The sequence below is a fragment of the Nocardia iowensis genome, from assembly GCF_019222765.1.
GTDB lineage: Bacteria > Actinomycetota > Actinomycetes > Mycobacteriales > Mycobacteriaceae > Nocardia > Nocardia iowensis.
Window position 1 is genome coordinate 5,133,800 of sequence record NZ_CP078145.1, and the last position, 20,294, is coordinate 5,154,093.

The 20,294-nt window shown below is 64.7% G+C and carries 17 protein-coding genes; 1 reads left to right on the forward strand and 16 read right to left on the reverse strand.

The window, feature by feature from the left end; genetic code table 11:
* Positions 1-10: 10 nt before the first annotated feature.
* From KV110_RS23570 to KV110_RS23615, 10 genes are all read right to left on the reverse strand, one after another.
* Positions 11-697: a pentapeptide repeat-containing protein gene (locus tag KV110_RS23570; protein ID WP_218469457.1), complete on the reverse strand. Its 687-nt coding sequence runs from the start codon at positions 695-697 to the stop codon at positions 11-13.
* Between the two features lie 87 nt (positions 698-784).
* Complete coding sequence (locus KV110_RS23575) at positions 785-2,617, reverse strand: ABC transporter ATP-binding protein (RefSeq protein WP_218469458.1); 1,833 nt, start codon at positions 2,615-2,617, stop codon at positions 785-787.
* Positions 2,592-4,409, reverse strand: coding sequence for an ABC transporter ATP-binding protein (locus tag KV110_RS23580; protein WP_218469459.1), 1,818 nt, complete (start codon positions 4,407-4,409; stop codon positions 2,592-2,594). The genes KV110_RS23575 and KV110_RS23580 overlap by 26 nt, the downstream gene beginning before the upstream one ends.
* Positions 4,410-4,466: 57 nt before the next feature.
* A complete protein-coding gene (gene speD / locus KV110_RS23585) occupies positions 4,467-4,862 on the reverse strand; it encodes an adenosylmethionine decarboxylase (RefSeq protein WP_246633930.1) in 396 nt (131 codons plus the stop codon).
* 57 nt (positions 4,863-4,919) lie between these two features.
* Positions 4,920-5,912: a Gfo/Idh/MocA family protein gene (locus KV110_RS23590; protein ID WP_218469460.1), complete on the reverse strand. Its 993-nt coding sequence runs from the start codon at positions 5,910-5,912 to the stop codon at positions 4,920-4,922.
* A 5-nt stretch (positions 5,913-5,917) separates the two neighbouring features.
* Positions 5,918-6,589, reverse strand: coding sequence for a PIG-L deacetylase family protein (locus tag KV110_RS23595; protein WP_218469461.1), 672 nt, complete (start codon positions 6,587-6,589; stop codon positions 5,918-5,920).
* Complete coding sequence (locus KV110_RS23600; protein WP_218469462.1) at positions 6,549-7,820, reverse strand: glycosyltransferase; 1,272 nt, start codon at positions 7,818-7,820, stop codon at positions 6,549-6,551. Before KV110_RS23600 ends, KV110_RS23595 begins: the two co-directional genes overlap by 41 nt.
* Positions 7,817-9,079: a nucleotide sugar dehydrogenase gene (locus tag KV110_RS23605; protein ID WP_218469463.1), complete on the reverse strand. Its 1,263-nt coding sequence runs from the start codon at positions 9,077-9,079 to the stop codon at positions 7,817-7,819. Before KV110_RS23605 ends, KV110_RS23600 begins: the two co-directional genes overlap by 4 nt.
* A gap of 1 nt (position 9,080) precedes the next feature.
* Entirely contained in the window at positions 9,081-10,088 is a 1,008-nt protein-coding gene (locus KV110_RS23610) for an NAD-dependent epimerase/dehydratase family protein (RefSeq protein ID WP_218469464.1), read from the reverse strand.
* Positions 10,085-10,780, reverse strand: coding sequence for a PIG-L deacetylase family protein (locus tag KV110_RS23615; RefSeq protein WP_218469465.1), 696 nt, complete (start codon positions 10,778-10,780; stop codon positions 10,085-10,087). Before KV110_RS23615 ends, KV110_RS23610 begins: the two co-directional genes overlap by 4 nt.
* Positions 10,781-10,909: 129 nt before the next feature.
* On the opposite strand from KV110_RS23615, the gene KV110_RS23620 reads away from it, so the two are divergent.
* On the forward strand, positions 10,910-12,406 hold the full coding sequence (locus KV110_RS23620) for a class I adenylate-forming enzyme family protein (RefSeq protein WP_281427677.1): 1,497 nt from the start codon (positions 10,910-10,912) through the stop codon (positions 12,404-12,406).
* Here the strand turns inward: KV110_RS23620 and KV110_RS23625 are convergent, their stop codons facing one another.
* The 6 genes from KV110_RS23625 to KV110_RS23650 all read right to left on the reverse strand — a co-directional run bounded on the left by KV110_RS23625 (position 12,407) and on the right by KV110_RS23650 (position 20,282).
* The gene (locus KV110_RS23625) at positions 12,407-13,138 is read right to left on the reverse strand and encodes a YqcI/YcgG family protein (RefSeq protein WP_218469467.1); all 732 of its coding nucleotides are present in this window, start codon (positions 13,136-13,138) and stop codon (positions 12,407-12,409) included.
* 78 nt (positions 13,139-13,216) lie between these two features.
* Positions 13,217-14,281 (reverse strand): hypothetical protein, encoded by a 1,065-nt coding sequence (locus tag KV110_RS23630; RefSeq protein ID WP_218469468.1) that lies wholly within the window; start codon positions 14,279-14,281, stop codon positions 13,217-13,219.
* An 86-nt stretch (positions 14,282-14,367) separates the two neighbouring features.
* Positions 14,368-16,410 (reverse strand): carbamoyltransferase C-terminal domain-containing protein, encoded by a 2,043-nt coding sequence (locus tag KV110_RS23635; protein ID WP_218469469.1) that lies wholly within the window; start codon positions 16,408-16,410, stop codon positions 14,368-14,370.
* Positions 16,411-16,415: 5 nt separating this feature from the next.
* A complete protein-coding gene (locus tag KV110_RS23640) occupies positions 16,416-16,760 on the reverse strand; it encodes an acyl carrier protein (RefSeq protein ID WP_218469470.1) in 345 nt (114 codons plus the stop codon).
* A 385-nt stretch (positions 16,761-17,145) separates the two neighbouring features.
* Positions 17,146-18,765, reverse strand: a complete 1,620-nt coding sequence (locus KV110_RS23645; protein ID WP_218469471.1) for a carbamoyltransferase family protein — start codon at positions 18,763-18,765, stop codon at positions 17,146-17,148.
* Positions 18,762-20,282, reverse strand: coding sequence for an aromatic amino acid ammonia-lyase (locus KV110_RS23650; protein ID WP_343224105.1), 1,521 nt, complete (start codon positions 20,280-20,282; stop codon positions 18,762-18,764). The genes KV110_RS23645 and KV110_RS23650 overlap by 4 nt, the downstream gene beginning before the upstream one ends.
* Positions 20,283-20,294 lie beyond the last annotated feature (12 nt).

The following is a 20,294-nucleotide window of genomic DNA, read 5'->3' on the forward strand; positions in this document are numbered from 1 at the left end:
CCGCTGCGTATCAGATCACGGTCAGACCCAGTGCGCGGCAAATGTCCGCGGCTTGGGCGGGAGAAATCACCGCCCCGCGCAACTGCCGAGGATCCTTGGCGATGATGCCGCCGAGATCGGCGCCGCGCAGATCAGCGCCGCGGAGCCGAGTTTCCGAGAGGTCGACCTCTCGTAATTTGCAGTCTATGAAGACGGCGTCACGTAGGTCCGTGCGATAGAGGTCGGCTTCGGTCAAGTCGGATCCGGTGATGTGCAGGCCACGAAGTTTCGCCTCGGCGAGATTGGCCAATTGGAGATTGCAGTTCTCGATTGTCAGGGTCACCGCGAGACCACGCAGGGACGTGAGGTCGGTACCGGTCATCTTGCAGCCGGTGAATCGGGTTTCCGCCAGCAGCGCATCGCTGAAACGGGCCTGCGACAGGTCGACGTTCTCGAAGACCGCGCTGGTGAGGTCGACCCCGCTGAAATCGGTGCGTAAGAAGCTCCCACCGGTGATCGCCGCGTCATCCAATCGGCAATCCCGTAGTACCGCGTCATCGAACGTGCATCGGTCGATGACCGCGTCGGCCAGGTCGAGGTCGCTCAGGTCCGCGCCGGTGAAGCCGCACTGCCGGAACGTCACCTTCTCCCCGTTCAAGGCCGCCAGCTTCGCCCGAGGATCACAGCTCGTGAAATCCACTTCTTCGAACACGTTCATGACTCGACCTCTCAGCTCAAATCCGGCGATTCGACGTTGTCCGCCGAGCACCAGGGCGGACATTCTCGTGTGGTTAAGCCAGCCCGTTCAGGTCTGGTAGGCGCGCTGCTGAATCCCATACAGGCGGGCGTAGGTGCCGTCGAGCCGCATCAGCGAGTCGTGGTCACCGACCTCGGCGATGCGGCGACCTTCGACCACCACGATCAGATCGGCCATCTGGACCGTGGAGAATCGATGCGAGACCAGCACGGTGATCCGGCCCTCGGCACGCGCCGCCTGGGCGGCCCTGGCAAAGCCCTCGAACAGGCTGTGTTCGGTCTCCGCGTCGAGGGCAGCCGTCGGTTCATCCAGTACCACCAGCAGCGGGGCGGTCCGCATGAAACCTCGGGCCAGAGCCAGCTTCTGCCACTGACCGAAACTGACATCCACCCCGTCCGGCCAGCGCGGCCCGAGCTGGGTAGCCAATCCCGCCGGTAAGTGTGCAAGCAGATCGTCGGCACCACCGCGCTCGACAGCCGCCCGGAGAGCGGACTCGTCATCCATGCTTCGCAGATCACCTATGCCGATAGCGGTCCGGGCGGCGAACTCGAACGTCGCGAAGTCCTGAAACGCACCCGCGATACGTCGACGCCACTGCTCGGTATCGATCTGATCGAGTGGCACTCCGTCGATCTCGATGGTGCCCTCGGTGGGCGGGTAGAACTTGGTCAGCAGCTTGACCAGCGTCGACTTGCCCGCCCCGTTCTCCCCGATCACGGCGACCACCGAACCCGCGGGCAGCGTGAGGTTCGCGCCGACCAGCGTGGGTATCGCGGCACCCGGATATCGAAAACTCACCTCGCGCAAGGTGATTCCCTGATTGATCTGCTCGGGCGCGGGCAGCGCACCAGCCGAGGCGACCGCCCGCGCGTAGTCCTCCAACCACATGAGGCGGCGCGCCGCGTCCAGGAACACGCCACGGATGAAGTCGATCTCACCGATAGCCGCCGAGACATAATCCGACATCTGGATGCCGGCCGACAGCACCAGTACCACCCCTGCCGCAGGCGCCTCCGCGACCTCGACCACATAGAACAACATCAACGCGTAACCGAGTCCGAATACCGCCCAGGCACCCGCATCCCAACCGGCGGAGACCGCTCGCGATCGTCCGATGGGTCGGTACCACTTGGCCCATGCCTCCGCCCGATCCTTGACCAACCGCGGCCCGATCCCGGCCAGCCGGACATCTTTCGCCGCCGCCGGGGTGGTTGCGAGGTCGAACAGGTGATCGGCGAACCGACTATGCGGGGCGACACTCTCTTCGACGCGGCGCTCCACACCGGGTCGCAGCGCCGCCGTCACCATCACCGGAATAGCGAAGACCAGCAGCAACGGCAGCAGCGGGTCGACTGTGCTGAGCAGCAGCATGATCATGGCCAGCTGGAAGATCCACACCGCGCTGATGACGATCGACTCGTACAGGTGGTCGACCATGTACACCTGCTTGCGCAGCACCGCCAGCCGGTCCAGATGCTCGGGCCGCTCATGGTGTTCGATCGTGTCGATCGAGGCGAACAGCCGCGCTACATGGGTTTCCAGCGAGATCGTCAGCCGATCACGGAACCGGCGCCCGGTGCGTTCGGCGGCGATCGTGAGTAGCCAGCTCGCGCAGGTGGACAGCGCCATGGCACCGAGGGCGACGAAGATCAGCACACCTCGGCGCTGCACGGCTCCCGCGGTCAGCATCCCCAACCACACGATGGTGAGCGGCCGGGGAACAGCCGCAAGAACCTGGACGGCCAGTGACACGATCATCAGCCGCGGCTCGAACCGATAACACAGTTTGATCAGCCGCCACATCGACGCCGGGCCACCGGGCAGCGCGACCTCCGAATTTGCCCCCGGTAGCACATCATTCGAGTACGAGATACTGCTCACCGTCCTCGTTGTATTCGGTAGTGAACCGGCTGGCCTGCAAGTCGAACATCCGCCGGTAGTGCCCGTCGGCGGCGATCAGCTGGTCGTGGTTGCCGAACTCGGCGACCTTCCCGTCGACCAGCACAGCGATCTGATCGGCCATCCGGACCGTGGAGAACCGGTGCGAAATCAGCACCGTGGTCGTGCCTTTCGTCTCGGCCAGCAATCGGGAGAACATCGTCGCCTCGCCCGAAACATCCAGATTGGCGGTCGGTTCGTCCAGAATCACGAGCTGCGCCCCCGAGCGGACGCCGCACAGCACGCGCGCGAGGGCCACCCGCTGCCACTGCCCGCCGGACAGGTCCGTCCCGCCGACGTAGCCCTTCGCCATGGGGGTGTCGAGATCGATGATGTGGTCCGCACCCGCATCACGCAGCGATGCGCGAATCTCGTCGTCGGTGCACCGGCCAGCGGGGTCGACGTTGTCGCGAAGGCTCCGTTCGAAATGTGCGAAATCCTGGAACACGGCGGCAATCCGGGTACGCCAGGATTCCACGTCGAGGTCGCGAAGGTCGATGCCGTCTATCAATATTCGGCCGCCGGTCGGATCGTAGAACCGACAGAGCAACTTGGCGAGGCTGGTCTTTCCCACGCCATTGGCCCCGACGATCGCCAGCGACTTCCCTGGCGGAATCCGCAGGTTCAGCCCGGAATAGACGGGACTTTCCGACCGGGGATAGCTGAAGCTCACCTCGCGCAGTTCCACCTCGATCTGTCGATTCGGCACGGTGCGCGCACCAGTGGAAAGGTGACCGGCGGGCCCGAGGAGCGGCTCGAGCTGGTTCACCGCCTGCACCGCGGTTGCCGCATCGTCGGCAGCCCAGCTCAATCCGCCGAACGCCACCCACTGCACGCCGACCGCCAATTGGACAGCCGAGATCAGATCTTGCAGCGGCCAATCCCCCGCCAGATAACCATGCCCCATGAGGCCGAAGACCACGATGTTGCCCACGATCACCAGTGCCGCAGCCCCGACGACCGACCGTTCGCGCAGCCGGGTCGCCAGGTATTGAGCGTCATACAACTCGAGCCGCCAGCTGGCGAAACGCTCTACCACCCAGTCGGATAGGCCGAAAAGCCTTACCTCTTTTGCAAATTCGGGCTCCATGGCGAGCGCATACGCGTAATTGGCATGCTGCCGAGTCAGATCGACCTCGGTAGTGTTGCGGTCCTTCCACACCGAACTCTCCCGCAACAGCCAATGCGTGGAAGTCCAGATGGCTACCAGTGCCAGTGCCGCCCACCAGCTGTACACGGCCAGGGTGAGCGCCGAAACGACGCCGACGAGAAACCGGTGCAGTGAGCCGCGCACGAAGTAGATCGCAAGATACAACGGTGGACCGCTCATGCTGCGATCGACATCGCGAATCGCGGCGAGGTCAGGGTGCTCCAAATGGGCCAACCCGGCAGGCGCCACACTGGCCCGCATCTGGCGATCGTTCAACCAATTCGCAAGCCGCGAACCGAGACTCATACTCACCACGGACTCGGCGTGCGGCAACACCTGCATGAGCAGGAAGCACACCCCGAGCGCGATCAGTGCGGGCGCGAGCTGCCCACCGTCCGGTGCGCTGATCCGACCGATCACCCGCCCGGTGAGCACCGCGAAGACCGACGGCAGCACAGCACCGACGATCAGCAAGCTCCACCAGGCGACGGCGAGAATCGGCAATGCCCGCCACAGCGCGACGAACAATTGGAGCATGGGACGGCGCGCGCCGACAGAGGTGGGAGCCGCCGTTTCTACTTCCACTTGGTCACCATCGTCAGCACTTCAGGCACTTTGCCGTAACTTCCCCGCGAACGTCCATCACTCAACCTCCGACGCACCCACCCGCGAATCCGCCGGACGCGTACCGCCACGCTGGATCACCTCGATCCGTACGGTGCTGGGAGACAACGCTTCTCGCAGCAGGTCAACCGCCTTGGTAGCGCCGTCACCGATGCTGCCGCAGGTGAAAACGTCGACGAAGATGTCGCCCGATTCCGGATAGGTGTGGATCGAGGCGTGCGACTCCGACAGCAGCGCCACCACGGTGACACCCTGCGGCTCGAACTTCTTGTGTGCCACTTCGCAGATGGTGATACCGGCGCCAAGCAACGATTTTCGAAGCGCCGTGTCGAGTCGTTCGAGGTCGTCGCAGAGTGCTGCGTCGACACCACCGAACTCGGCCAGCACATGCCGACCGGTGAATTCTGCCGTCATGGGCAAACTCACTCTCGCCTAGGGGGATGGCAGCCGGCGAATGCCGCCGGAGCCTGCTCATAGCCAGCAACGCGGCGAGCGAACGACTGTCGCGACCTGCCGGGCCGAACTTTCGATGTGTTCTATCGCGGTGACCACCCGTCCGGCATCGGTGGCCTTCCGCAGGTCTGGTGTGCCGCGAACCCCGGCGATGAACTCCTCGAGTGCGAGTTCAATGGGGGTGCCGTTGCCGGATTTCGCACTGCGGGACAGCAGCGTTCGTCGTCCGTCTCGGATCAGCCAGGCCGACAGGTAGCGGTCGGTCTCCACCAAGTGGACGCTGCCGCGTTCGCCTGCGATAACGAAACCTCTGCGTTTGGTGCGGCTGATCCAGCAGGCGTGCAGCCGGAGAGTGATCGCCGACGGTGTCCGTCCGGTGAGTGCTACGCAGCCCGCGACCTGACCGTCCATCGTTTCCCGACATTCCTCGACCTCCAAACAGGGCTTGTCGCCCTCCCCCAGCACGCCGAGCCGCACCAGTATCGAGATGTCGTGTATCGCCAAATCCCACAGTGCGTCCACGTCGTAGCGGACCGGGCCGTCGGCCGCCCGTTCCACCGCTACCGCGACCACGTCACCGATTGCCTTGTCGGCCAATGCCTTTCCCAGCGCAGCAACCTCCGCGCTCCACCAGTACTGGTGGTCCACGGTCAGCATGAGATCACCGTCGCGCGCCAAACCCAGCAGTTCGGTGCTGTCTCGGGTGGTCACCGTGAACGGTTTTTCGGTGAAGACATGTTTGCCCGCGCGCAGCGCCTGCCGGATCGGTTCGATGTGTGCCGACGCCGGAGTGGTGACGATCGCCGCTTCGACCTGCGAGTCGGCCAACGCGGCGGCGAGGTCGCTGCCCCCGGGCAGTGAGGTGGGCCTGGTGAATCCGTCCTCCCCGAATCGGGAATCCACGACGCCGACGATCTGGAGTTTGTCCACCCGGCTCGCGATGTTGAGGAATCGGGAACCCCAGTATCCGTAACCAACCAGGATGGCTCTGACCGGTTGGGCGTTGACCACGACGGTCACCTTTCGATTTCGCGGATGAGCAGGAACGGTTCGGCCGCCGACGTTCCGATGACCGAGCCCCACAGCTCTGCCGATGCTTGGATTGCCCGAGCGGACCGCGGGTGCGGCCAATCCCGGTTCTCGGTGTCGTAGCAGGCGAAGGCGCGCAGCTTCGCGTCGATTTCGGCGCTGATGTCCACGAACCAGGTCGGTGTGAAGGTGCTCTCCGGCGCCGGGGTCCATTCGTTGCTGGACATCGGCGCATAGGTGAGAAACCGGCGGATCCGGCTTCCCGGCCGTGGCCGGGCGACGACGGCGACGGACTCGAAAACCGCTCGGTGGTCGCGGTTTACATCCGGGTGGACGCTGTAGACGGTGTCCGGTTCGGTCTGATCGACGGCGTCCGCGACAACCTGGTTGATCTCGACATGAGCGATGGTGTCCAGCCGCATGTCGGGCAGTCCGCCCTTTATCCAGTTGCGCACGCCGAGCGTTTCCAATGCGGCCTCGGCCTCCAGATACTTACGTTCGACGATGTCGGGACGGCCGGGATACTGCGTGCTGCTGCCGTCGGTCACCCAGACGACCGTGACTTCGTCACCCTGCTTCACGTGGCGCGCGATCGTGCCGCCCATGCCCAGGATCTCGTCATCGGGATGCGCCGCTACGACCAGTACTTGTTTCGGCATGGTCGGTCCTGCCCTTCCGTTCTCGGTGAAGCCGATCCAGCAGCGCGTCGGCCGGGTCGCGCTCGGCGCGCATAGCAGTGCTCGCGGCGTGTAACCGCTGTTTGATCATGTCGTTGCCGATGGCTTCGTCAACAGCTCGGAAGAACTCGTCCGTGCTCGGGGCACTGCCCAGATCGATGCCGAGCCCTTGTTCGGCGAGGGCCGCGGCATTGCGGCGGCCGTCGGGCCATTGCGTCATCATCACCGAGGGCACCGCGCCGCGAAGCGCCGCGATCAGGGTTCCCATGCCGCCGTGGTTGACCGAGACGTCGGCGTAGCCGAGTACTTCGCGCAGGTTGGCCCGCGAAACGATCCGGGTGCCCGGGCCCGAGCTGAGCCCTGGCACTCGGCCACCGATCATGAGCAGGCGATACCGGCCCTGGTCGGCGCGGTCGAGGAACTGTCGCAGTTGATCGGGAAGGGTTCTGGCCCAGCCGTCGCCGAGGGTGCAGACGACGACAGGTACCTGACTTTCGGCGAGGAACTGTCTGGTCGGCTCGTCGAGTTGGTGCCGGTCCGAACCGTAGTAGTCGGGGTAGCCGACGATCTCGAAAGTCGGTGGGATGGCCGGCGGCAACGTCGCCAGCGGCGACGCCGTCAACACCAGCCCGCCTGCCCGGTCCACCCTGGCAAACGTGGTGGTGTCCGGCGCGGGGTCGAGGCCGATTTCTCGACGGACCTCGGCGATGCGCGGCAACGCGAGCCGGTCGACCAGCTTCGCCATTCTTTCGTCCGATCGGGAGCGCATGCCGCTGGCTGCTCGGGTATCGAAGGTGGCGGGCACCGAGGAACCGAGGAACGTCGAAATCACTGGGACGCCGAGCATTTCGCCGCCCAGGCTGGCGCCCAAATGGTTCGAGGGCGCCACGATCACCTCGGGTCGTGGCGCCAACCGGCCCAGCGCCGCGACGAAATGCGGTGCACTGCGCAGCGATGCGTCGAAGTAGAGCCGGTGCGTAGCCAACTCGGTACTCGGCGTCGCGGGACCGACCGGCACGTTCTCGAACACGTGCGCACACTGACTCCCGGTGTGCACCAGATGGAAATCGAGTCCTGCCTCCTCGATATCGGATTCGTACTCGTCGTACTCCAGCACGATGACCCGATGACCGCGCTCGACCAGGGATCGGCCGATGCCGAGCAGCGGGTACAGATCGCCGCGAGTCCCCTGACCGAGTAGGGCGATGTTCACTGGCCACCGCCGATGGCCGCCGCGACATTACGGGTGTCGACGATCGGCGCGGAACTATTCCTCAGCAATGTCCAGTCCACCGCGTCGTGCGCGGTGAGGACCGCGACACAGTCGTAGCCGGTGACGGTTTCGGCCGTGAGCGGGACCGACCGCAACAGACCGGTCTCCAGTTGCAGCACCGGAACGTGCGGATCGTGGTAGCTCGCCTCGATCCCGGCCTCGAGCAATGCGGCCAGGATGGGGATAGCCGGTGATTCACGGACGTCGCCGATGTTCGCCTTGTACGCGACACCGATCACCAGCACTCGCGCCGGGTGCGAGCCGGCGAGCTGCCGGTGAATTCGGCCAACGATGACCGAGGGTCGCGCGTGATTGGCCGAGATCGCCGAGTCGAGGACCGGCGTGCCGACATCGTGGGACTTGGCGAAGTGCGAAAGATAGCCCGAATCCACCGGGATGCAGTGGCCGCCGGCTCCGGGGCCCGGGTCGAAACCGTAGAAGCCGAACGGCTTGGTCCGGCAAGCATCGCTGATCTCCCAGGGATCGAGACCGAGCGAGACGCACAGCGCTTCGTGCTCGTTCGCGAAGGCGATATTGACCAGCCGCCAGCTGTTTTCGTAGAGCTTGGCCATCTCCGCGGCATACGTGCTCGACATCGGCCGCACGTCGTCCACCACGGTGCGATAGAACTCCGTGACCGCCTTCAAGCACTCCTCGGTGCAACCGGAGACCAGCTTCGGAATGTTCTTCATCGTCCAGTTCTGGCTGCCCGGGTTGATCCGTTCCGGGGAGAATCCGACGAACAGGTCGACACCTGGCGTCCAACCGGCCTCGAGGAAGGGCGGCAGGAAGATCTTCTCGGTGGTCCCCGGATAGGACGTGCTTTCCAGGATGACCACCGCGTTCGGGGTGACTACCGAGGCAATCGCCTTCGCAGCTTCCTCGATATTGGATGTATCCGGCAGCCCGGCATCATCCAACGGCGTTGGGACCGCGACGATCCAGAGGTCCGCGGCAGGAGCGGTCTCGATGCTGGTGTACAGATCGACCAGGCCGTCCGCGACCGCTCGGCGGATATCGGCCCACTCGTCGGGACGGCGTCCGTTGGTGTCGGCGCGAAGGTCATCGACGCGGCGCAGGTTGTTGTCGATCGCCGCGACTCGGTGGCCCGCCGCGCTGGACGCGAGACAAATCGCCACCCCGACGTAACCGACTCCGACGACATTTACTGAAACTACTTCTGCTGACGGCACAGCCATGTCAGACCGATCCTCCGACGGACGTTTCTACAGGAGCCTCGACAATGGTTCGAATCACTGTTTCCAATGGGGTGGCACAGGCACCGCCGACCAGCCGGCGCAACCGGGTGGTGTCCGGAACTCGTCGCCGGATATCTCGCGCACCGCGGCCGTGGACGTGGTCATAGGGCTCGTGCCGAACCGTGGACGACGATCCGGTCAGCCGGATCACCAGGGCGGCCAGGTCGCTGACCGACGTTTCCTGGTGGCTGCCGATGTTGATCGTCTGCCCGTGCGCGGCCGATGTGGTGAGTGTCGCGACGATTGCGCGCACCACATCAGCGACGGCGCTGAAGCTGCGGGTTTGTTTGCCGTCCCCGTGGATGGTGATCGGCTGATTATCGCGGGCCCAGCCGATGAACCGGGGAACCACCAAACCGTATTGGCCGGACTGGCGCGGTCCGATGGTATTGAACAGCCTGCCGATCACGACCGGCCCCCCGGTGCGGCGCGCGTACTCGTTGACCAGCAGTTCACCGACCCCTTTCGCGAAGGCGTAGGAGGACCGGGGATTGGCGGGCGGGGCGATGATGATGTCGGCGTCCTCGGCGAGCGGCAGCCGGTCGGAATCGCCGTAGATCTCGCTGGTCGAGGCGAAGAACAGCGGCACGCGGGTGTCACCGACGACCGCGAGCATCGTTTGGGTAGCCCGTACCGCGTCGAGTACCGTCTGTTCCGGATTCTGTTCGACGTACATCGCGCCGACCCGCCCGGCGAGATGGAAGATGTGCGTCGCTCCGGCGGCCACCGACCTGGTGAGCCGCTCGTCGAGCACCGAGCCCTCGGTGAATTCGAAGTCCGGCGAGAGCAATGGCCCCCGAAGGTTCTCCAGAGTGCCTGCCGAGAAGTCATCTATTCCGCGTACTCGCCAGCCCGCGGTCAGCAGGTACTCGACCAGATGGGATCCGATGAAACCCGCCGCACCGGTGACCAGGGCTGTTTTTCCGGAAGCGGAATTCTGCGCGGTCATGTCAGCACCTGGGTGAGTTCCGCTGGCGCTATCGATGACCTGACCAATTGAAATGCCTCACCATATCCGCAACTCGCCTGGCTGCCCCGGAATTGCGCGAGACCGGTCAATGCCTCACTGGAACGCGGGCCCGGAAAATGCGCGTGCCTGGACGGCATCTCACCGAACGCCGCCAGCTTGGCTTCCAGGGATTCGGTGATGTCCACGGTCCAGTGCGGATTGAATGCGGGCTCGGCTCCGGGGACATTCCAGTAGGTTTCGGAAATCGTCTCGTACATCGCCGTCAGCCGGATTTCGCGGCCTGCGCGGTAGGGCCGGGTGGCCACCACAGCCGATTCGAACGTAACCCGATGATCGATGTGGCGGTCCGGAAAAGGCAGCAGCACAATGTCGGGCCGTACGTCGTTCATCACCTGCTGCATCCGGCCGTTCAGCTCCGCGACCGGGACCTGGTTCACCGCCGTAGTGGGGTAGTCGAAGAAGATGGATTCGCTGACGCCCAAGACCTTATGGGCGCGGCGCGCTTCGTTCTGGATCATGGCGCGGTCCCCGGCCGCGAACACCGGCTCCAGCTCGGAACACACGGTGACTACGGTGACCGCGGCGCCCGCGCGGGCAAACAACGCGATCGTTCCGCCCGCACCGAGGCACTCGTCGTCGGAATGAGGAGCAACTACCACTACTTTCGTCAAGGATGATTCTCCCTGCTGCCTTTCGGCAAATCTGATGGGCTGTGAAGATACTCGGCTGACTTGTGAAGATACAAGGAGATTTACGTATGCTCCAGAGTCGTCATCGTCCCGAGGTTATTGGAGTATCTGTTGAATGTCGCCGAATCCCTTCGCCGAGCCAACCCAGCGTCGACGGCCGTGTCCGGCGCGGACGGCTCATGCACTTATGGGCAGCTCCTTGACAATGTGACACGACTGTCGTCCGCGTTCCGCCAAATGGGTCTCACCCGGGGCGACAGAATCGGCGTGGTGCTATCCAACACGACGGTTCACATTCTCACATATTTTTCGATAACGGCCGGAGGATATGTCGTCGTCTCATTGAATCCAAAGTCGACGGCCGCGGAAATCACCCGCGCATTCGAATTGACCAGGCCGAACGTCGTCGTCACCGAAGCGGCCGCGCTACCTCAGGTGCGCCAAGCGCTGTCGGCCCTGCCGTACCCGGTCCGGCTGATCAGCGACAAGCCCGTCGACGGTGTCTCGTCCGTACCGGAGCTGCTCGAAACGACTCCGGTCGGCGAGGCGATCGCCGACATGGCAACCGACGACCCGGCCTCGATCATGTTCACCTCTGGCAGCACGGGCCGCCCCAAGGGTGTCGTGTTGACCCATGCCAACGTGATCTGGGCGGCGCGGGCGAAGGCGTCCCGGATGCAGCCGACCGCACAAGACGCCGTCGTGCTGATATCGCCGCTGCATCACACGTACGGCCAGAATGCCGTGCTCAACGCGGCCTTCTCCGGCGGAGCGGCGGTGGTGCTGCTCGACCCGCGCCGACGCAGGCAGTTGGTCGCGGATCTGGCCGAGTACGGGGTGACCGCGCTGCCGAGCGTGCCCGCCGTGTTCCAGCTGCTTCTCGATCTCGGTGCCGATAAGACCAGGCTCCCCCGGCTCCGCTACGCCCTGTCGGCCGCCGCCCCGCTCCCCCGGCAGGTCACCGAGGAATGGGTGCGCAGGTTCGGATATCCCCTGCACGAGGGGTATGGGCTCACCGAGACCTCGCCGTGCGCGCTCTACAACGATCAGCAATCCGCGGCACCCGGTTCGCTGGGAAAACCGTACGAGGGCGTGCGAACCAGGGTCATCGATGAGTCCGGTGCCGAGGTGCCGACCGGCGAGATCGGCGAACTCCTGATCGCCGGCCCCAATGTCATGCGTGGCTATTTCGAGGATCCCGCCGCCACCGCCGAGGCGATCGTGGACGGCTGGCTCCATACCGGCGATCAGGTGAGCCGCGACGAGCACGGCGACTTCTGGCTTGCGGGCCGGAAGAAGAACATCATCATCGTCTCCGGTGCGAATGTCTTTCCCGCCGAAGTGGAATCGGTGCTGCGCGGCCACGACGCGGTGGCCGAGGCAGTGGTGGTCGGCCGACCGCACCCGGTCGTCGGCGAGACCGTCGTTGCCCTGGTCCAATTGCGCGAACCCGACAATGCCGAGGTGGCCGTCGAGCTGCGCGACCTGTGCAACTCCGAACTCGCCGCGTACAAACGGCCGTCATCGATACGAATGATCGACTCGATTCCGCTACTCGCCTCAGGCAAGCCGGATCTGGAGCAACTCCGGCGACTCGCCCTCGACTGACTAACCATCGCGATGCCGAAACGGGCAGGTCTGCCCGTTTCCGTCATCGCTGTCCGGGAGAAAGTACTGTCGCCACTCCCGATTGTCCGGATCGCCGTAGTCGCCGAGCACGCCGGGCGGCGGCTCCCGACGATCGAACTCGCGCAACCGTTTACGGATAACCCGCCGTGCCGCCGCCCCGCGTGGCGTCGCGGCATCGATCTCCTCGAATACCCAACGCGGCTGGAAGGAGATCATGAAGGTCGGGCTGAATCGGCTCCGGCGCGAAAGGTGGGCCGGGGTATTGCACACCACGAACAGTGGGGTTCCGCCGAAGCTGAATTCCCACGTGGGGTCGTCGGTGTCCCGCGGTATCTCGGCAGGCCAAGTCGTCTCGTCGCGGCCGTGCAAGAACTGCAACACCTCCCAGAACCGCTGCCGGTACCGGTCGAGGTCGGCGACCTCCCCCGAGGAGCCGAAGAACACGATCAGCGCGGTTTCCCGGTCGATCTGCCGGTAGACCCGCAGATATTCGGTGAGAATGTCCGGCAGCGCCGCCCATGTCCGGTCATCGTCGACGTCGTCGACGAATCCGAAACGCAAGGTGGACTTGCGGACCGCGGACACTGCGAAGAAACACGGGAACGGATCCGCTCGGGAAGCCAGGGTGGTCTGGAGGTCTTCGATGGCCGCCGTCCCCCAGCTCGGTAGCCTGCCGATCACCTGGGTGAGCGGATTCTCATTCGACAACAATTGATGCTCCATAGAAAACGGAGGAGACCGTGGCCACGAACGATCGAGCCACGGTCTCGGCGAATCTGGAGGGCAGGATCAATCCGAGAAATAATCCTCGAGCCCGCCACTACGGCGAATGTCGAGGGTCACGCAGTGGAAGCCACCGCCGAGACTGCGACCGTGCCGCCACCGGCACGGCACCGGGGTGAAACCGTGTTTCTCGAGGTCCCGCATCAGCGGTTCCTGAATGTCTTGGACCACCACGTGTTCCTGGTCGAGCGAGAGGACATTCATCCCGATCGTCTGGGATGCCAGCAGCGGGACGCCGTCCTGGGCGATCTCGAGCGGCCGATCCAACCACGAGTATCGAATGACATCCCAATTCCGCATGGGCGCGGGCAGCAGATCGATGTCGACGGTGTCGCGGGCGAGTAGAACACCCGGACGCAACGGCAATACCTCACCGTCGATATGCGTGTCGGTGATATTTGTGAGATGCACCCGGTACTCATCACCGAGGTGCTGCTTGAGCCACCGCGCACCCATTCGGTGGTTCTCCGACGAGGCGTTGAATACCAGGTCCCGACCGAGCCGCATCACCTGGGCGCCGTCGAACATGATCTCGTAGAACGGCTGCTGCGGCGCCTCCTCCTCGAACCCCAACTCCTGCAGGAAACCGGTGTCGAAGTTGTGGTCCAGCAGGCGTGACTTGGGCGCCACCGTCCACTTCGCGCCTTTGTTGAAATACTCCGTGAACAGCTCTTTGTAGAGTTCGGGCTCGAAGTAGCGGGCTCGCATCATCGGCGAGGTCTCGATGATTTCATTGCCGATCACCAGAAAGATGTCTCGGCTCATCAGCGCATGCCCCATCGGAGCTTTCCAGTACGGCGACTGCACCACCGGAACCTGCTCAGAGACTTCCGGCCGCCGGACCGTCACCCGGAAGTCGTCCATGATCTTTATCAGATCGGCGATGTCCTCCAGACATTCTTCCTTCATCTGGTTCGACGGGCGGACTTTCCGCATGTCGCCGTCGGTGTTGATGGTCGACCGATTCGTGTGGAAGAAGATTCGGAATGAGCGGTCGTTGTGGTAATCGAGGTGATAGGGGGTCCCGATGACGACTTCCTCCAGTGGATCCCATTCGTTATGGGTACTCACTGGGCTGGTCAATTTTTCATCGGACACTAGGGTCTCGGCGAGTTCCGCTTCCACTGAACGTCGGTCTCCTCTGATCTGCGACAGAATTATCGTGTGTTGTGCTGCATCCGGTCGGACACCAGCGGCATCAAGGTGTCCTCGGTTGTTCCGCCGTCGACAAAGCAGCCCTCGAAGGTCCCGCCCGGGCCGAAGGTCGTCTGAAGATGGTCGATGTAGGCGTGCCAGGCCGGGTCGCTGCCGATGGTGCGGTCGGCGAGCGCCCGCAATTTGAGCCGGGCCCGGTCACTGCTGAGCGCGGACGCCAGTTGCGGTGCGCGAGCGATCAACGCCATCAACTCGACACCGATTCCGGACTCCTCGAGCTCGCGCCACAGCGCGTCCCGTGCTTGCTCCTGCCCAGCGAACAGTTCCACCTGACGCGGCCGAGGACCGACGACCGGCGTTTCGATCACGCCACTGGTCAGCTCGATTCGTCGGCCGTTCAGGTACAGCACCGACACGCCTTTGGCGAGGCAGAAGGCGATCGCCTGCGACGCGGTCTGAATGACGGGTTCCCCCTTCGCGTTCAGCGAGGTGTTGCACACCATGGGGACACCGGTGCGCTCGGCGAACGCCGTCACCGCGGCGAACAGGCGGGGGTCGTCGGCCTCGGTGAGGCTCTGCAACCGAGCGGTGCCGTCGAGGTGGGTGATCGCGGGCACCAGGTCTTGTTTCGCGGCGGCGACCCGGAAGACCTCCAGCATGTACGGCGACCGGCGGTCTCCGTCGAACCACTCCGCGACCTGGTCTTCCAGCACGATCGGCGCGACCGGCCGCCACCACTGTCGGTCCTTGATCTCGTTCAGTCGGTCTTTGCTCGCCTGGCGCCGCGGATCGGCCAGCAGGCTGCGATGGCCGAGGGCTCGCGGGCCGATCTCGCTGGCACCGTCCACCCAGGCCACCGGGCCGCGCTCGAGATCGGCGGCAAAGCGGACGGCGCTGAACTCGGATACGTCGGCGATCGCCTCGGCATACTCCTGCCGTGCTTGCTCGAACTCGATTTCCTGCGGACCGAGGTAGGGCCCCGGAAACACGAACTCCGCCGTTGGCAGCACGCCGTCCGCGTAGAAACCGGCAAGCCCGATGCCCAACGCCTGCCCACCGTCGTTCGCGCAGGGCGGGCAGAGCAATCCAACGAACCCGAACTCGTCGAGCAGCCGGGAATTGGTGGGACAGTTCAGCGCCGAGCCGCCGCTCATGCCCAGATAGGCCGAACGGGTGTCGATGGCGAACTCCGCCACCAATCGCTCGATATTGCGCACGGCGATGTGTTCGGCGATCTGCTGCACCCGCCACATGACCGCGGTCCGTACGTGCTCCTCCGGCGTGAGCCTGCTGTCTCCACAGTTGCCGATCACGTTGTCCGCCAACAGCCTGTTGCCCTCGTCCACCGCGGCGGTCAGCACGCGAGTGGCCGTCGCCCAGCCGTTGTCCCTGGCTCCGTAGAAGGTGAGCTCATCGAGCGCGGACTGCGACAGCGCGGGAATCTCGGCACGGCAGGAGCACAGCGAGGTCGCGGCCATCAACGTGCCCGGCTCCTGGCCGAAGACCATGACGGCCGCCGTATAAAGCAATCCGGGCGATTCGACTGGCCGGATGTGCAATTCGCCGTTCCGGACCACCGCGCCCGAGTACCAGTAGGCCGGAACTCGGTCTTCCAGGACGAAGTCGGGTCCGCCGTCGATAGCGAGCGCGACGATCGTTTCCTCGCGGAAGACGCGGGAGTCCAGCAGCAGAGCGGAGAACAGGTGTCCGATGCTGTGTACCGAGGTGCGGGCATCGTGGGCCAGCTGCCTGATCTTGCCGCTGTCTCCGGCGTCCGGAAGTCCCCAGATGCCGCTGATATCGGCCATGGTCAGGCCTTCGGTCCGCACCAGCGCATCGAACAGCTGGGTCCGTCGCTCTTCGGTGAAGAACGGCCAGACATGATGCTTGAGACCGCTGATGCGCTCCAGCTCCCAGTAGCGGACCAGCTCGACCCGCTCCCCCTCGCGCCGCCACAGGGCAACGCACTGATCATGGCGCTGCCAGTACAGCGATCCGGGGCCGATGGCGGAGACGTAGGCTGACAAAAAGTATTCAACGGTCACGTCGATTAGCCCTCAGCCCGCGTGTCCACGAATTTCGCGAGACCGTCCAGGGTCATCCCGCCGATTTCGAACATCTCTTCTTCATCGATCTCGACATCGAATTCTTCCTCGATATCGAGCGCGAGTTCGACCACCATCAGCGAATCCAAGCCGAGACCACCCTCGCCTATCCGAGTATCGGGTCCTGGTGGCGCGCCATCGGATGGCCATTCCAGCCCGACGAGGATCATCTTCACCAGTTTGTGCAGGGTAGAAATATCATTTGTCGCTGTCTTGGATTCCACAGGACTCTCCTCCCCCAACTGCCCCGAGTCAGGCAGTTTCCCATCATTGCCGACCAATGCGGACAAGTAAATTCCTCCAGCCATGTCGATGGATTGCGGCTCAGCCGAACAGCTTTCGCGCCGAAGAACCGCCGCCGGGCCGTCTCGGCCATACTGGCCACCGCAGCGTGCGGTATCAGCCCACTACGTCGGCAACCGCACACCGCGGGGATGCGATCCGACCTCGAACGTACCCGTGCGCCTCGCGCCTGGTCTTCGAAAGTTTCGCGTAACGCCGAGGGCGGGTTCAACCTCGGAAATTCCGAGGTTGAACGTTCACCCACGCGGCAACCGCGGTTATCCCGAGTAGAGCCGATTGCGCTCGGGTGAACACCCTTGCGCGTTCTCGATGGTGCCGCCGGACCGGCCGAGTCGGGATCGGCCGGTGGCCGACGACCTCGCTAGATTCCCGTCATTGTTTGGTGACGAAGAAATTGTCAATGACAAGGCAATCGATGTCGCTGCCGAGGAAACAGCCGATCGCGTCGCCAGGAGTTTCGACGATGGGTTCGCTGTCGTTGAACGAGGTGTTCAGTAGGCCGGGCACACCGGTCAGCGCTTCGAATCGAGTGATCAGCTCATGGAACCGAGGGTTCGTCTGCTCGGTCACCGTCTGATACCTGGCGCTGGCATCGACGTGGGTGGCTGCGACGAACTGACGGCGCGCCTGGTCGTGAACTTTGCCGTTCATGCACATGTACGTGGACGGCGCGGCCGTATCGAGCACCTCCGTCTGCCGAGTCCCGAGGATGGCGGGAGCGAACGGCCGGAAGCCCTCTCGGTGCTTCACCACGGAGTTGATCCGGTCCTTCATCTCCGGCCTGCTGGGATCGGCCAGGATGCTCCGGTTACCCAAGGCGCGCGGACCGAATTCCGATCGCCCCTGGAACCAGCCGACGACGCCGCCGCCCGCCAGGACGCCCGCCGCCTTGGCGCAGACGTCTTCGTCCTCGGTCCAGTCGACCCCGGCCGCTGCCTCGAGGGCGGCCAGCGTCTCGTCGCGGACATAGCGGCGACCGGTGTAGATCAGCTCCTCCTCCTGGTGCGGCAGCTTTCCGGTGTGTTGGTGATAGCCGTACAGAGCGGCGCCGATGGCGGTTCCGCTGTCGCCGGTCGCCCCGTGCAGATAGAAGTCGCCGAACGGCCCTTCGTCGCGGATTCGCTGGTTGGCAACGGAATTGAGGAACACGCCACCACCGACAGCCAGTGCGCCGCGCTCGCTGCGGTGATGCAGATCGTGCACGCGCCGCAGCAACGCTTCCTCCAGAACGGCCTGCACTCCCCTGGCCACATCGGCCTGATGCTTCCACTCCTCCGTCGCGGCCGGCTCGGCGGCGATCAGCCGAGCCAGCTCCGTGCGGGTGGCGTCGTCGAACCGCACCCGGCCGATCGGATCGACCTCGATGATCCGATGAAACTCCTCGACCAGACGCTCGGAGCCGTACGGCGCCAGCCCCATCGTCTTTCCCGCGTCGTGCAGGCCGAAGCCGATGGCCTCGGTGACAAAGGAGTACAGCTCGCCGAGCGAGTGCTCGACGAAGTCGAAGTTCTGCCAACTGAACGGCCGGTCGGCGTGGACCCGCCGGACCTGGTTGGTCTCGCGGTGGATCAGCCGCGGCACCCGGTCCTCGTCCGTGACGAAGTAGGAGACGGTCTCCGCCTGTCCGTCCCGCATCGAGCCGAACCCGTCCACCACCAGAATCGCTTGCTCCGCGTGGGGCGACAGATAGCTGACCAAAGCGGCGTGACTGAGGTGATGATTGATCGGCCGGACCGCGGGCAGCGACCGCAGCGCCCCTCGGTAGACCAGGTCATTGGCAATCACGAGGTCGACATCATCGAGAGTCGCGCCGATCTCGCGCAGGCAGTAGTCGACCGAACTCAGCCGCATATCGGAAACGCGAAGGCGTTCCAGGGAGTGGTGTTTGATGCGCGACAGGCGTTCTTCCTCGACCGCGATCCGCACCTGGCCGTCGACCAGAACACAGGCGCTGAAGTCGTGGGTGGAGCCGCCGATACCGAGAACGATCATCGTTCGGTTCCGGTCTCGTGCGCTCCGAACAGCTCCTCGTCGGTCCCGCACTGGCGCTGCGCCTCGGCCCGCAGCAGTTCCCAGACGGCACGGACTTCGGGCGCCAATGGCCGGTCGTCCCCAAGCCGTGGGGTCGCGGCCAGCAGGTCCGCCAGCCAGGGCCGGTTGGTGCCCGGACGGTAGTCGGCGATATGCGCCAGCTGGGCTACGCCGAGTGCGAGTGAGCCGAGCACCAGTTCCGACCGTTGCAGTTGGCGGGCTACCCGCAGCGCACCCATCAGGGCCATCGGCACGACATCCTGGTTGTCGAGGTTCGTCGGTACCGGTGTGGTCGTCGCGGGTGCGCTGAGCTGCCTGATCTCGGCCAGGAAGGCGGTCGCCGCGAGTTGCACCCCGGCCAGTCCGCTCGTCGCGCCCGGCCGGGCGGCCAGCAGCGGGGGACGCCCGCCGTTGCTCGTCGGGTTCAGGATCAGCGCGAGCTGGCGTTCGGCCATGAAGGCGATCTGATGCAGCAGGGTGGCGTGCTGATCGGAGACCAGTCCGGCCGTGATCGCATAGAAGTTGCCCGCGTGGAAGATGCCGTCGGCGCTGACGATGGGGTTGTCCGAGCAGCCAGCGCGCTCACGTCCCAGCATGAGCGAGAACGCGTCGAGGAAGTCGAGCACTGATCCGACGATCTGCGGCGCGCACCGCAGCGAGTACGGCTCTTGGAGTTGGCGCGCGGAACTGCCGTCCCGTGGATCGGTGACCTGGGCCCGAATCCAGCTGGCGGCCAGGGCATGTCCCGGCGAGCCACCGCGGGCCTGCCCTACGACCTCGTGGTAGGCCTCGGTATTGGCATGGAGCAGGTCGGCGATCACGCCGGTCAGCGTGGCGGCGATCCAGCACTGCTCGCGGAGGCTGGCCTGGTTACGCAGCGTGGCGGCCAGGCTCGCGCTCGTGCCGTTGACGAACGCGAGGGCTTCCCTGGCGCCCCAGGTGATCGGTTCCAGCCCGAGCTGACGCAATCGCAGGTCCGCGGGCACCTGCACCGGCGGGTCCGAATCCAGGTCCCAGGCAAGGCCTTTCCCGGACATCGCGCTGGCCGCGTGGGCCAGCGGGATGAGGTCGCCGCTCGCGCTGACGCTGCCAAGCGAGGGCACGACCGGGACGAACCCGGATCGCGGCAAGTTGACGATTTCTTCCCAACGCTCCGGGTCGATGCCGGAGTATCCGCGCGTCATCCCGCGCAGCCGCAGGTCGAGCATCAACCGCGTGGTCTCGATGTCGAGGTCGTCACCTTGTCCGGCGGACAGGTGCGAGATCAGGCCGAGACCGTGCCTGTTGGCGTCGGTGTCGGCTTCGAATTCGGCCAGCGGACCGAAGCCTCTGGAGACACCGTAAATCGGTGCTTCGGTATCGAGCGCAGCCGACAAAACTTCGCAGCTGCGCTTCATTCGCTCACGAGCGGTATCATCCAATCCGTAGAATTCCGGGGGACGATGCGATGTCCATTCACCCATTTGGGATGCAACCATGGAAACCAATGT